Genomic DNA, 13,122 nt, shown 5'->3' with positions numbered 1-13,122 from the left:
GAACAACCCCCAGGTTCACAGGCTCAGCCTATAAAGCATACATAGACAGGTACCAACGTGCAGGTTACTTGTCTTTACTCTGCAGTTTGCGAAAGTATTGCGTGGTAAAATCAACAAAGGCTCGGATGCGTTTTGGTTGATGTCGGTCGTGATGATAAAGGAGTGAAAATTCCACACTCGGAATGTTCCAATTGGTAAACACTTCTTTTAGCTTGCCTGTCTGGAGTTCTTGTTGACAATAAAGTGCTGGCACACGGATGATGCCATTTCCCGCCAGGGCTGCTTTTATCATTACTCTGCCACTCTTACATCGTAACTGTCCACGTATCTGGTGTTCCGTTGACTGCTTTGTATTTGTGTTCTCAAATGCCCACCGTGTCACACTACCTGTCAAACAAATGTGTTTTTCTAAGTCCTTTGGATGCGAAGGATAGCCATATGTTTCTAAATAGTTTGGGCTTGCGTATGTCCCCATTTTCACATCGATCAGTTTACGAGCGATAAAGTTGGAGTCTTCTAACTTTCCCATTCGAAAAGCGATGTCGAATTCATCTGCGATTAAATCGACACGATGGCTACTAAAATCTAAGTTAATGCTCACTTGTGGGTGTTGGATTAGAAACTGAGCAACGATATCTGCGACAACGTCTTCTCCTAAATAGCCCCCCACACAGTTGATACGAATGTCACCTCTTAAGTCTTCTACATCATCAACCACTGCCATAACAGCTTGATCAATATTGTGAAGGGCAGTTTCACACTGTTTATACAGAACCTTGCCTGCTTCGGTGAGGTTCAGTGTTCGAGTGGTCCTTTGTAGCAAAGTGACACCAATCTGTTGCTCCAGATTTGTTATTTGACGTGAAACGTGTGAGCGAGAAACGCCAAGTTGCTCTGCTGCTTTCGTGAAGTTTCCTAGTTGAGCGATTAGGACGAAAGAGCGAATATCCGCAAGGTTGATGTGTGTTTGCATGATGACTTCTTCATAATTCAAAAAAGTATTGTTGCAGTATAACAACAGTGTTTCAACTAGGTCGGTATATATCAACAAACAAAGTTTTCTTAAACTTACCGCCACTGATGTAAACCGTTCGATTAAGGATTCAAAATGAAAAAGTTAATTGTTATTACAGGCGCTAGTTCAGGCATTGGTGAAGCGATTGCACGTCACTTCAGTGAACAGGGCCATGCTCTTCTTTTGTTAGCAAGACGTGTAGAACGTTTGGAAGCATTAAACTTACCAAATACGCTTTGTGAAAAGGTAGATGTGACCGACAAAGCTTCTTTTGAGGCTGCAATTGAGAAAGCTGAAGCGTTGTATGGTCCGGTAGATGCACTTGTAAATAACGCAGGCGTTATGCTTCTAGGTCAGATAGATACTCAGGAAGCATCGGAGTGGAAGCGCATGTTTGATGTGAACGTAATTGGTTTGCTCAATGGCATGCAGTCCGTCCTAGCACCTATGAAAGCACGTAACAGTGGTACGATCATTAACATCAGCTCTATCGCGGGCAAGAAAACATTCCCTGATCATGCTGCTTATTGCGGTACCAAATTTGCGGTTCATGCTATTTCTGAAAACGTACGTGAAGAAGTTGCGTCATCGAATGTTCGCGTTACGACGATTGCACCTGGTGCAGTGGAAACGGAATTACTTTCACATACAACGTCTCAAGATATTAAAGATGGCTATGACGCTTGGAAGGTGGATATGGGCGGCGTGTTGGCAGCAGACGACATTGCACGAGCAGTGCTGTTTGCTTATCAGCAACCGCAAGGTGTATGTGTTCGTGAAATTGCTTTGGCACCGACAAAACAACAACCTTAACATTGAGTTACGGCGATTTTAGGTCACTAAAGCCGTAAAACTTTGCATACCGATTCGTGATTGAGATGGCATCTTTAAACTAAGTTGCGTGAAAATTTAGGCCATCCATTTAAATCCGGACACTAAGTGTGTTATTGCTTATACCCAAGTTACTCAAGGTGAGAAAAAACTTTGAGTAATTTGGGTTTTTATTTGGTCTCAATTTTAGGTAGCGGAATTTATTTAGGTCAGAAGGCGGCAGTTGTGATGAAAGGAGAGTGTGACGTAAAACCAAGTGAAGCAATACCCGTCTCTTAATGAGAATTGATTTCATCAACGTCACAAGCCGTTACAATTATCCGTTAGGTATTATACTTTGTGGGTGGTTAATATTTAACCAAACAAGGAGGTGTGTATGAAACGATTCGCAAACATACTTTTTGCAACACAAGGATTGCCAGGCCATAGTGACGCCCTCGAACAAGCGATGAGGATTGCATCTAGCAACAAAGTGCCTGTCTCAGGGCTAATAGCGTGTCCTGATTTCCCAACAGACATGATCCAGTATCAGCAAAGTTATGAGCAATCGCTGCAAGACTCCCTCAAACAAAGTATTCACGAATACAGACAGAAGCTGGGACTCACTGAAGAGGATCTCGCATTTCCTCTTACTGTGAAAAGCAGTGAAAAGCCCGCTGTCTGTATTATTCAAGAAGCATTAGCTGATAACAAAGATCTCATCATCAAAGAAGCTGAACCGCTCGGTGAAGGTGCTGAGGGTTTCAAAGCTATTGATATGACTCTGTTACGAAAATGCCCTTGTCCGCTTTGGTTGCACCGACCAATTGATAAGCCAAGAGATAAGCGCCGTGTTGCTGTGGCTATCGACCCATTAACGGCAAGCGATGAACAGCACTCATTAGCCGTGCGTTTACTCGAATTATCGCGTTCGATAGCCGACACCTGCGATAGTCGTTTACACGTGATTTCTTGCTGGGAGTATTACTTAGAAAACTACCTTAATGGTAACGCTTGGATTCAAGTCGATGATGCTGAGTTGAAACATGAACTCGACAAAGCAAAAGCCGATCATAAACAAGCTCTGCAACAGCTGTTGGAGGAGTCTGGGATTACAGGTGAAATTGTGATTCACCACCTGCATGGAAAACCCGACGAAAAGATTCCAGATTACGTAGAAAGTATTGAGGTAGACGTGTTGGTCATGGGTACCTTAGCGAGGACTGGTATATCTGGTTATGTCATTGGTAATACGGCTGAAAATATTTTGCAATCGATTAACTGTAGTTTGGTCGCTCTTAAGCCCGATGGTTTTGTCTCACCGATTCAGTAATTGGGGTGTAACAAAGTTGGGTTTAAGTGATGTTTTAGGTAAAGGAGGGAGATGGATCTCTAGAACATGGAATTATCAATGTATCAATAAGTTATCAGAGGAGAGTGACATGAAAAACCTATGCCCGAAATGCCACACAGAAATGATAGAACGTTCGAATGTTTATGTTTGTCCGAGAAATGATATCGGTGACTGCACCTACGATGCATTCGAGTTAGCTGATGACGATAATCCATATACATTCAGCCAAGAATATGTAAGTAGTGACCTACGTTCTTATGCCGTAGCAGACAGCAAATAGCGGTTTGTATCGGCGTTCCTCTAAGTAGCACTCAGTGATTACTGTTTGCTACTTTTCCCTTGGTTTCATGATCGTTTTTGAAGCGCTTGGGCTAAAACAATACAGTGGAGTTTGTCATTTGCGCCGAATAGGGCGTACCTTCTTATAATAACGAATGGGCTGCGATGTTGAATAACATAACGGGTAAAGAAAACCTGCCGAAAAACCTAGATAATCAGTTGGTCTTACTGATTTTCCCTGCGCTGCCAGTTTTAATCTTCTCTTTTCTCTTCTACATCTATAATCCTGCAGGCGTGAGCTGGAATGCGGAATGGATACCAAGCCTCGATATCAACCTTAGCTTTAGACTAGATGGCCTTTCATTTCTTTTTGCGGGACTGATCAGTGGGATTGGCGCGCTGATTCAAATCTACGCTTTGGCTTATTTACGGGAAAGTGATAGCCGGTTTTCCTTTCATTTGTATCTAACCCTATTCATGCTTGCCATGCTAGGGATTGTGATGAGCGATAACATCCTGTTGTTATTTGTTTTCTGGGAACTCACCACCATCACTTCTTACTTACTGATCGGGTTTAATCACGAAAATAAAACGTCTCGGAAAAACGCCTTGCAGTCGCTGATTGTTACCGGTGCTGGTGGACTAGCGTTGCTAGCTGGTCTTATCTTGCTGGGAGCAATGGCAGGGAGTTATGAGCTAAATACCATTATCGAGCAGGCAGACACTATTGCGCAGCATGAATGGTTTATCCCATCTCTAGTGCTCATACTACTCGGTGCATTTACTAAATCTGCGCAATTCCCGTTTCATTTTTGGCTACCTAACGCGATGGCAGCTCCCACTCCGGTCAGTGCGTATTTACACTCGGCAACAATGGTAAAGGCAGGCATTTACCTATTAGCACGTTTATCGCCAGTTTATGCCCACAGCGAGATCTGGTTTTATGCTTTAGTCATCACTGGGAGTATCACGGCCATTTGGTGCACATTTGTCGCATTAAAACAAACTGACTTGAAGCTGATGCTAGCCTACAGCACGAATGTTGCTTTGGGTAAATTAACATTATTACTAGGTATGGGCACAGATTTGGCTGTTAGTGCAGTATTGATGTTTATTCTCGCTCACTCTTTCTATAAAGCTGCGCTGTTTATGGTGGTGGGTAATATCGACAAAGCGACAGGAACACGAGATATTGATCAATTGTACGGTCTGAAGTCAGTTCTCGTCATCAGCATGGTTGCGGGGAGTTTGGCTGCATTGTCTAAAGCGGGGTTCCCGCCGTTGTTAGGCTTTTTGAGCAAAGAATACATGTACAAGTCCGCAGTAGAGCTCAATAACTGGATCGCCTTTGTACTATTAATCGTGAATATACTGATGGTCGCGCTAACCATTATGCTTATTGCGAGACCATTCTTTGCTCGCCGTGGTCTCGTGCCGATTGAAACTAAGCCAGTTGAGACAAAAAAAGCCATGTGGATCTCGCCTTTGCTCCTGGCTCTTGGCAGTCTCCTGGTCCCGTTATTCGGTTTAAATTGGTTAGATCGCAATATTATTTTTCCGGGCTCTGCTGACATTCTGCCCACAGCAGCTCTTAAAGAGACATCACTATGGCATGGCGTGAATGTACCGTTAGTGTTAAGCGTTATTACGCTAGCGTTGGGGTATGTGGTGTACCGTGTTTATCCTACTGTGTCTGCATTTTTTCAGCGGTTACATCTATTCGTCCCCAAAGCGGAGAATATTTTTGAACGACTATTAGATGGCATGATGACAGTGGCGAAGTGGCAAACGGCGCGGTTACAGCAAAAGAAATTGAGTCGCTATGTCCTATTATTTTTCACGGTACTTGCCGTTGCGTTACTGAGTCAGGTAGCGCTTATTCCTCTACCTTTGGTTGGCGAACTTTCAAGTGTCACTTTCTATGAGATTGGTATTGCCTTATTGTTAATTGGTGCTGCGCTCGTATGTGCGTTGTCCCACGCAAGACTTCTTGCGATCTCTGCGCTTGGTATGATTGGCTTCATGACCACGCTTGTTTTTATGATCTATAGCGCCCCGGACGTTGCGAAGACTTTACTGTTAGTGGAAACATTAATGGTGGTCTTTCTTGCATTGTTAATGCGTCATATGCCACGTCTAACCACCGTGCCCAAGCATTCAATAAGACGTAAAGTAGCGAATATTTGCATAGCAGGTGTGATAGGAGTTTCGGTTACTTTACTTTTGTTAGGAATCACGTCTCAGCCGATGGACTCTTCGGTGTCAGATTTCTTTGCAGAAAACAGTGTCCCGGGTGGACATGGGCGAAACATTGTTAACGTTATTCTGGTTGACTTTCGCGCATTTGATACATTGGGAGAAGTTGTCGTCGTTGTTATTGCTGGGATTGCGGCAGTGAGTTTGCTTAAGACAAGAGCGAAAAAGCAAAATCGTATCCAATCATTAATTTTTGCAACCACGGCACACATCGTTTCGGCACTCATGCTCGTATTTTCAGTGTATCTGTTGTTACGTGGTCATAACGAACCGGGTGGTGGCTTTATTGGTGCGTTGATTGCCGTTATTGGTTTATCACTTCTCATGTTCGCGGAATCACCGAAATACGTTCGTTCTAGGTTGTATTTCAAACCGTTTCTCATTGCGTTATCTGGCATCGCATTGAGCTTAGTTTCTGGTGCTTTGAGCTTTGCGTTTGATAAACCGTTTTTGACCGGACTGTGGTGGAAAGACGTGATACCACTAGGGACGCCATTGGTTTTTGATGTTGGTGTTTACCTTGCCGTTATAGGTGGCGTGATGGGTATGCTGCTTCGTATTAATGAGGAGCTAGAGTGATGGAAATAGTCTGGAGTGTTGTCGTTGGAGTATTTGTCGCAGCAGGTGTTTATTTAATGCTTGAAAAGCATATCTTGCGCCTTTTGTTCGGCATCATGTTACTCAGTAGTGCGGTTAACCTTGCTATTTTTACCGCTGGAAGGCTGACGCCCGGAGAGCCGCCATTGATTGGCGATAATGCTCTTTTACCACCAGATAGCGCGGCAAATCCTTTACCTCAAGCGCTTATCTTAACTGCGATAGTCATCGGTTTTGGACTACTTATTTTTGCTTTAATGCTGTTCTATCGAGCTTATAAAGACACTGGAACTGCAAACGTCGATGAAATGCAACGTTCTGAGGAGGGTCAATGAGTTCGATTTTGCTTACGTTACCGGTTGTTCTCTCGCTGAGTACGGCGTTGACTATCTTCTTCGTCCGTCGCTCAACAAAAAGTGTTGAGTGGTTGAGCGGTGTAAGTGCGATGTCGAACCTTTTCGTTGCGGGCTTTCTCACAGAAAACATCATAAGTAATGGTATTCAAGCCGTTGCTTTTGGTCAGTGGAGTGCGCCATTTGGTATCGTGTTTGTCGCAGATTACCTCAGCGTTGCTATGGTGATGATAACGGCGGTGATTGGTGCGATATGTGTTTTCTACGCGATGGCGGACCTTCACCGAAAGCCCTCCTATAGCAATTACCATGCGTTAATGCACGTGTTGCTTGCTGGCGTTTATGGTGCTTTCCTGACTGGAGATATTTTTAATCTGTATGTTTGGTTTGAGGTCATGCTCATTTCATCATTTGGTTTAATGGTGTTAGATGCAACGAAAACTCAAGTTGATGGTGCAGTAAAGTACGTGATGTTGAACCTGATTTCGACGCTGGTATTTTTGCTTGCTATCGGTTTATTGTATGGCGCAACGGGCACCTTGAACTTGGCCGATCTCTACACCAAAGTAGGGGAAAATGAATTGAGCATCAACATGATGCTGTCCGCGCTATTTTTGTTTGCCTTTTCTATTAAAGCGGCACTCTTTCCTTTATTTGCTTGGTTGCCAGCTTCTTATCACACGTTACCAAGCGGTGTGGTGGCACTGTTTGCCGCGTTGCTTACTAAAGTCGGTGTATACGCGTTGATAAGAGTCTTTACCTTGGTATTTCCGCTCGCCGAGAGTGGTTGGCAACCGACGTTAATTTGGGTCGCAGGGCTAACCATGTTAACGGGCGTTTTAGGAGCGGCTAGCCAATTCGACATTAAGAAAATTCTTTCTTTTCATATTATTAGCCAAATAGGCTATATGATCATGGGGTTGGCTATTTACACTCCCTTAGCTTTAGCCGGTGCCATTTTCTACATTGTTCATCACATCATTGTAAAAGCGAATTTGTTCTTAATAGGTGGATTCATCGAGCGCAAATATGGCTCTAGTCAACTTGAACATTTGGGTGGGGTATACAAAGCTATGCCTTGGTTAGCGTTCTTGCTTCTTGTCCCTGCGTTTTCTCTGGCCGGTTTTCCACCGCTATCGGGTTTCTGGGGAAAGCTATTGGTCATCAAGTCGAGCATACAGGCTGAATATTACTGGTTAGCAGGTACCGCGTTATTGGTGGGGTTGCTTACCGTCTACTCGATGACGAAAATTTGGAGTGAGGCATTTTGGAAAAAGCCATTTAGAGAGAAGCCAGAACAGACTCTGCAGGCCAAAGTACATTGGTTGTACTGCGTTCCAATTATTGTATTGACAACGTTGACGCTAATCATTGGCTTAGTGGCGGAGCCTTTTTATCAATTTTCCGTTCAAGCTGCAGAACAACTGTTAAATCCGACTGAATACATCAGAGTGGTGTTAGGAGGAAATACATGATCTATCTATTCCTCAATTTTTTCTTAGCGTTAGCGTGGATGATGCTTAATGGCAGCTATTCGAGTCTGAATTTTGTTGTCGGATTTACGGTCGGTTTTTTTGCTTTAAGGTTGAGTCAACCATTTGGATTGAAAACGAGCTACTTTCAACGTTTTGCATCTGCATTGAAGTTATTGGTGTACTTCGCTTATGAAATGGTTATATCGGTTGCGAAAGTGGTGTGGGACGTCGTGACACCTACTCATTTGAGTCAGCCTGATATCGTTTATGTCCCTCTGGAGGTCGATTCTGATCTAGAAATCACATTACTGGCGAACATGGTTTCTTTAACACCGGGCACGCTTAGTTTGGATGTTACGGCTGATAAAAAGTATCTTATCGTTCATGCCATGTTTGCACCTGAACATGAAGAGGTTATTCGCGGAATTAAAGATGGGTTAGAGCATCGAATTTTGGAGGTGACGCGTGGATAGTTGGCTGCAAATAACGGTCACTTTTGCCTATTCTGGGCTACTACTCAGCTTTGTTATGGCTTTTGCTCGTTTAATTCTAGGACCAACGCTAGCTGATCGAGTTGTGGCGTTAGATCTGATTTCATTTATCACTATCGGATTTATTACGGTTTACACCTTAGACAGCGGTGAGGACGCTCTGTTAGACATCGCCATTACATTAGGTTTGGTCGCATTTCTCGGCACGATCGCATTTGCACGTTTGATCGTTAAAAGAAAGGAGAAAGAATAATGGACGTGTTGATTGGACTATTTTTATGCTTAGGAACATTGTTGACCTTGGTTGCAAGTCTAGGTGTCCTGAGGCTTCCTGATTTGTATACCCGAATGCATGCAGCGACCAAAGCTGGAACTGTCGGAGTGAGCTGCTTGTTATTAGCGGTCGCTTTCTCACTCCCTGAAGTTACCGTGATCTCTCGGGTTATCGGTACGATGTTGTTTATCGTTCTCACTGCGCCAGTCGCCTCCCACCTGCTCGGCAGAGCAATGCGAGAGGTCGGATATAAGATTTGGCGCAATGATTAACCATTAGCGTCGAATAGTACTACGTCCTAGTTGAAATAAACTCGAAGCTGTATTGATGAAGTCGGAAGTAATTGACGGTATATTCAAATGCACGACCATCTTCTAGGTAACCAGTGGACTCAACTTTTAGAATAGGGGAAGCTTCTGATTCATTCAGGTATGAGGCCGTCTCTGCATCTAACAAATACGGTTTGACAGACTGACTGCTTTTCGCAATTTTCAATCCTTTGCTATTTTCAATGTACTCATATTTAGAACCATTCATTATGGCTATGCTCAAGTCTGGAAATAACATTGCTGGCATATGAGTGACTTCGTAAATTTCAGGCTCATCATTAATACATCTGAGTCTATGTATTTCATATGTATCATCATTGGGCGAGAGATTTAACTGCTTAGCAACCTGCTCATTCGGCTTTTTAAGTTCGAACTTTATGACTTGAGAGCTAGGTGTTTTCCCCTGTTTACTGACTTCCTCGATAAAACCCAGCAAATGTAAGGCATCATGTTGGGCTTTTAGATCGTTTACATAAGTTCCACTACCTCTTGTCCGACTAATTAAATTATTGTCGACCAGAATTTGTAAGCTTTTTCTGATGGTTACGCGGCTTACGGAAAACTCTTCTTGCAAATCACTCTCTTTTGGAAGCATCGATTTCGGTTGTAGTTCCCCATCTTTGATCTTTTTTTCTAATCGTTCCGCAATGTCTATGTATTTGGGTTTCATAATACCTCGCTAAGTCTTGGATCATGATAGCAAGAATGTGATCTGAGATGTAGTTAATACTTTTCCTTAGGATCTTTGTGTGATTTTTATCTCGTATCTTTGTGCTTATACTTTAAATGTATCATAAAAGTATTAATACTTATTTTATACATTTTCAGGGTAAACATTTGAGGTAGCGAAATGAAACGTCAAAAATTAACGATTGTTGGTGCTGGCAGTACATACACACTTGGTATGATGAACAGCCTTATTGCCGAAAAAGATAACTTTCCACTCGCAAAAGTCGTGTTTTACGACATAGATGAGAAACGCCAAGAGTCGAATGCATTAGCTACTGAAATTCTATTGCGAGAACACTATCCAGAAGTTGAAGAGTTTGTTTATACAACGGATAAATCTGTCGCATTCGCAGATTCGGACTTTTTCTTTATCCAGATCCGCACTGGTGGGTTGGCCATGCGCGAGCGCGATGAACAAATCCCGCTATCCAACTCTTGTGTTGGGCAAGAGACATGTGGCGCGGGAGGAATGGCATATGGACTTCGCTCTATCGGCGACATGATCCAGCTAGTGAACGAGATCCGACAAACGTGTCCAGATGCGTGGATTCTTAATTACACCAACCCGGCGGCAATTGTCGCTGAAGCTTTAAATCGTGAATTTCCGCATGATAAGCGAATTCTAAATATTTGTGATATGCCAGCAGCGATTATGGTCAGCTATGCGCAATTGTTAGGGTGTGAAATTTGGGACTTTGTTCCTGAATATTTTGGGCTTAATCACTATGGCTGGTTTACCAAAATTCGTAACAAACAGGGTGAAGACTTAACGGATAAAATTAAAAATATCATCCTAAAAGAAGGGATCAGTGCGGTTGATGCGGAAATAGCGGATGACCCATCGTGGCAAGCCACATTCAAAAACATGAGAACAATGCTTGCTGATAATCCAGAGTTTTTGCCGAATACGTATCTTCAATACTATTTGTACCCTGAAAAAATGGTGGTGAAAGAGGATATCAATAATACTCGCGCAAGGCAGGTAATTAACGGCCGTGAGAAACGAGTGTTCGAATTGAACGCAAGAATAATTGAAGCGGGCACCACGAAGCACGAAACACTGCATGCCGATATCCATGGTCGATACATGGTGAGAGTCGCGGCTTCGCTAGCCTACAACTTGAGCGATGTGTATCTCGTCATCGTACCGAATAATGGTGCTATTACAAATTTACAAAATGACGCCATGGTAGAAGTTCCAGCTGCGCTAACTAGTGATGGACCGAAAGCTTTTACTGTAGGAAAAATCCCAACCTTCCAAAAAGCCATGATTGAGAGCCAACTTGGTTACGAGAAATTAGTCGTGGATGCTTGGTACGAAGGAAGTCAGCAAAAGCTGATTAATGCACTCACACTTAACCGTACCGTGGTTAATGTGCCAAAAGCTAAAGAAATAACAAAACAATTACTAGAAGAAAATAAAGCCTACCTTCCTCAATTTTTTCAATAACAACTGGACGTTCGGAGCCTACTTGTAGGCTCCGTGAATGAAACAAGAGGTTTATATGAAAGACATTATTCAAAGGTTCGGGGCCGCGATGTTTGTTCCCGTTCTATTATTTCCAGCAGCGGGCATGTTATTGGGTTTCTCTGTTGTGCTGTTAAATCAAGAAGTGTTTCCTTGGGCACTAGAGGGGAGTGCTTGGGTTAAAGTCTCGACGATCATTTTACAGGCATCACTCGCTGTATTTAAAAATATGGCACTTATTTTTGCCGTTGGGTTACCTATCGCTTTAGCTAAAAAAGCATCTGGTCGCGCTGTACTTGCAACACTTGTTTCCTACATTACGTATAACTACGTTATTGGTGGAATCCTTCAATTTTGGGGGCCAGAACTGGGCGTTAACTATACGGAAGGTGAGCGAGGTTTGACTGAAGTTGGTGGCATTCTAACGCTTGATACCAACTTGCTAGGTGCGATTTTAATTGCAAGTCTCTCTGTTTGGGTTCACAACCGATTCTTTGATAAAAAGCTACCGGATTGGGCGGCTGTATTTGGCGGAACGCCATTGGTTGTGATCATTAGCTTCCCAATTATGGTCGTGATGGCAATTCTAACTTGTTTGACTTGGCCAAGTATTCAGCATGGTATTAATAATCTGCAATCATTTTTGGTTTCTGCTGGATCGTTAGGGGTATGGCTATTTACGTTTTTAGAGCGAATCATGATACCAACGGGGTTGCATCATTTCGTATATGGTCCCGTTTTTTATGGGCCTGTTGCAGTCGATGGCGGAACGGTTTCCTATTGGATTCAAAATATACAGACATTCGCCCAGAGCTCGGAAAGTTTAACGACACAATTTCCTCAGGGTGGTTTGATGTTGACGGGAATGGGTAAAGTGTTTGGTTGTACGGGTATCGCACTAGCACTCTATTCAGTTGCGAAAAAAGAAAATAAAAAGATGGTGATGGGGTTAGTGCTCGGAGCCGCAATCACAGCAATTCTTACAGGGATCACCGAACCAATAGAGTTTACATTCTTATTTATCGCACCTGCGCTGTTTGCTTTGCATGCGTTGTTATCTGCGACAATGGCAACGATCGCCTTTATGTTTGGTGTTTCCGGTAACTTTCAGACTGGCTTGATAGACTTCATTTTCCAAAACTGGTTGCCTTTGGCTGGTAACCATGCAGGAACATACGTGATTCAGATTATTATTGGTCTCATGTTTACTGGTGTTTACTTTGTTACGTTTCGCGCGCTTATTTTAAAATACAACATACTTACTCCGGGACGTGAAGGTGCAGATAGTAAGTTGTATTCCAAAGCTGACTACAAAGAAGCGAAAGCGGTCCATAACAGTAGCGCAAGTCCGTCACAAGCTAGTGCCTTTATTGAAGGTTTGGGTGGAAAAGAAAACATTGACTTGTTAACTAATTGCGCGACGCGTCTGCGTGTTAAAGTTAAAGATGTCTCTCTGGTAAAGGAGAACGCATTTTTCACACAGCACGGAGCGGTGAATATTGTTAGAAATCAAGAGAGCCTTCAAATCATCGTTGGTTTAACGGTGCCACAAGTTCGCGAAGATATGAGCCAACTGATAAAAGCTTAACCCCCAAACTAATGCTCCAGCTCATATGGCTCAAAGGTGAGATAGAATTATCTCACCTTTTTTGTGTACATGAAGCATATTTCGCGCAGTTTCCACGAAAGTGG

Annotated in this window: 13 protein-coding genes; 11 read left to right on the top strand and 2 right to left on the bottom strand. The window is 43.1% G+C overall.

All coding sequences use genetic code 11. The features are described 5' to 3' along the window. Positions 1-64 precede the first annotated feature (64 nt). On the bottom strand, positions 65-973 hold the full coding sequence (locus R7D93_RS19420) for a LysR family transcriptional regulator (protein ID WP_225496054.1): 909 nt from the start codon (positions 971-973) through the stop codon (positions 65-67). 135 nt (positions 974-1,108) lie between these two features. Between R7D93_RS19420 and R7D93_RS19415 the strand changes: the two genes are divergently transcribed. The 9 genes from R7D93_RS19415 (at position 1,109) to mnhG (ending at position 9,176) form a co-directional block, all read left to right on the top strand. Further along, positions 1,109-1,828, top strand: a complete 720-nt coding sequence (locus tag R7D93_RS19415; protein WP_005373333.1) for an SDR family oxidoreductase — start codon at positions 1,109-1,111, stop codon at positions 1,826-1,828. A gap of 394 nt (positions 1,829-2,222) precedes the next feature. Continuing rightward, on the top strand, positions 2,223-3,158 hold the full coding sequence (locus tag R7D93_RS19410) for a universal stress protein (protein ID WP_054574676.1): 936 nt from the start codon (positions 2,223-2,225) through the stop codon (positions 3,156-3,158). 109 nt (positions 3,159-3,267) lie between these two features. Then, entirely contained in the window at positions 3,268-3,459 is a 192-nt protein-coding gene (locus tag R7D93_RS19405; protein WP_082245536.1) for a hypothetical protein, read from the top strand. A gap of 164 nt (positions 3,460-3,623) precedes the next feature. Then, on the top strand, positions 3,624-6,293 hold the full coding sequence (gene mbhE / locus R7D93_RS19400) for a hydrogen gas-evolving membrane-bound hydrogenase subunit E (RefSeq protein WP_225496052.1): 2,670 nt from the start codon (positions 3,624-3,626) through the stop codon (positions 6,291-6,293). Then, positions 6,293-6,646: a Na+/H+ antiporter subunit C gene (locus R7D93_RS19395; RefSeq protein ID WP_017633704.1), complete on the top strand. Its 354-nt coding sequence runs from the start codon at positions 6,293-6,295 to the stop codon at positions 6,644-6,646. Before mbhE ends, R7D93_RS19395 begins: the two co-directional genes overlap by 1 nt. Next, on the top strand, positions 6,643-8,139 hold the full coding sequence (locus tag R7D93_RS19390; protein ID WP_225496042.1) for a proton-conducting transporter membrane subunit: 1,497 nt from the start codon (positions 6,643-6,645) through the stop codon (positions 8,137-8,139). Before R7D93_RS19395 ends, R7D93_RS19390 begins: the two co-directional genes overlap by 4 nt. Beyond that, a complete protein-coding gene (locus R7D93_RS19385) occupies positions 8,136-8,612 on the top strand; it encodes a Na+/H+ antiporter subunit E (RefSeq protein WP_005373320.1) in 477 nt (158 codons plus the stop codon). Before R7D93_RS19390 ends, R7D93_RS19385 begins: the two co-directional genes overlap by 4 nt. After that, entirely contained in the window at positions 8,605-8,883 is a 279-nt protein-coding gene (locus tag R7D93_RS19380; protein ID WP_005373317.1) for a cation:proton antiporter, read from the top strand. Before R7D93_RS19385 ends, R7D93_RS19380 begins: the two co-directional genes overlap by 8 nt. Beyond that, entirely contained in the window at positions 8,883-9,176 is a 294-nt protein-coding gene (mnhG, locus tag R7D93_RS19375; protein ID WP_005373314.1) for a monovalent cation/H(+) antiporter subunit G, read from the top strand. The genes R7D93_RS19380 and mnhG overlap by 1 nt, the downstream gene beginning before the upstream one ends. A 19-nt stretch (positions 9,177-9,195) precedes the next feature. Here mnhG and R7D93_RS19370 read toward each other — a convergent pair whose 3' ends face one another. Then, the gene (locus R7D93_RS19370) at positions 9,196-9,903 is read right to left on the bottom strand and encodes a GntR family transcriptional regulator (RefSeq protein WP_053307578.1); all 708 of its coding nucleotides are present in this window, start codon (positions 9,901-9,903) and stop codon (positions 9,196-9,198) included. 180 nt (positions 9,904-10,083) lie between these two features. On the opposite strand from R7D93_RS19370, the gene R7D93_RS19365 reads away from it, so the two are divergent. Together R7D93_RS19365 and R7D93_RS19360 are read left to right on the top strand one after the other, a co-directional pair. Then, a complete protein-coding gene (locus R7D93_RS19365) occupies positions 10,084-11,412 on the top strand; it encodes a 6-phospho-alpha-glucosidase (RefSeq protein ID WP_151515680.1) in 1,329 nt (442 codons plus the stop codon). Positions 11,413-11,467: 55 nt separating this feature from the next. Further along, positions 11,468-13,018, top strand: a complete 1,551-nt coding sequence (locus tag R7D93_RS19360) for an alpha-glucoside-specific PTS transporter subunit IIBC (protein ID WP_158155883.1) — start codon at positions 11,468-11,470, stop codon at positions 13,016-13,018. The last annotated feature ends 104 nt before the right edge of the window (positions 13,019-13,122 follow it).

It is taken from the genome of Vibrio sp. YT-15 (genome assembly GCF_033337445.1).
GTDB classification, from domain to species: Bacteria; Pseudomonadota; Gammaproteobacteria; order Enterobacterales; family Vibrionaceae; genus Vibrio; species Vibrio alginolyticus.
The sequence above is the reverse complement of the archived record's forward strand: the minus strand, read 5'-3'. Positions and strand labels throughout refer to the sequence as shown.

What these genes read in the sequence shown, in the direction of transcription:
- R7D93_RS19420 (WP_225496054.1), bottom strand. Translation starts at nt 973, where the DNA reads ATGCAAACACACATCAACCTTGCGGATATTCGCTCTTTCGTCCTAATC.
- R7D93_RS19415 (WP_005373333.1), top strand. Translation starts at nt 1,109, where the DNA reads ATGAAAAAGTTAATTGTTATTACAGGCGCTAGTTCAGGCATTGGTGAA.
- R7D93_RS19410 (WP_054574676.1), top strand. Translation starts at nt 2,223, where the DNA reads ATGAAACGATTCGCAAACATACTTTTTGCAACACAAGGATTGCCAGGC.
- R7D93_RS19405 (WP_082245536.1), top strand. Translation starts at nt 3,268, where the DNA reads ATGAAAAACCTATGCCCGAAATGCCACACAGAAATGATAGAACGTTCG.
- mbhE (WP_225496052.1), top strand. Translation starts at nt 3,624, where the DNA reads ATGTTGAATAACATAACGGGTAAAGAAAACCTGCCGAAAAACCTAGAT.
- R7D93_RS19395 (WP_017633704.1), top strand. Translation starts at nt 6,293, where the DNA reads ATGGAAATAGTCTGGAGTGTTGTCGTTGGAGTATTTGTCGCAGCAGGT.
- R7D93_RS19390 (WP_225496042.1), top strand. Translation starts at nt 6,643, where the DNA reads ATGAGTTCGATTTTGCTTACGTTACCGGTTGTTCTCTCGCTGAGTACG.
- R7D93_RS19385 (WP_005373320.1), top strand. Translation starts at nt 8,136, where the DNA reads ATGATCTATCTATTCCTCAATTTTTTCTTAGCGTTAGCGTGGATGATG.
- mnhG (WP_005373314.1), top strand. Translation starts at nt 8,883, where the DNA reads ATGGACGTGTTGATTGGACTATTTTTATGCTTAGGAACATTGTTGACC.
- R7D93_RS19370 (WP_053307578.1), bottom strand. Translation starts at nt 9,903, where the DNA reads ATGAAACCCAAATACATAGACATTGCGGAACGATTAGAAAAAAAGATC.
- R7D93_RS19365 (WP_151515680.1), top strand. Translation starts at nt 10,084, where the DNA reads ATGAAACGTCAAAAATTAACGATTGTTGGTGCTGGCAGTACATACACA.
- R7D93_RS19360 (WP_158155883.1), top strand. Translation starts at nt 11,468, where the DNA reads ATGAAAGACATTATTCAAAGGTTCGGGGCCGCGATGTTTGTTCCCGTT.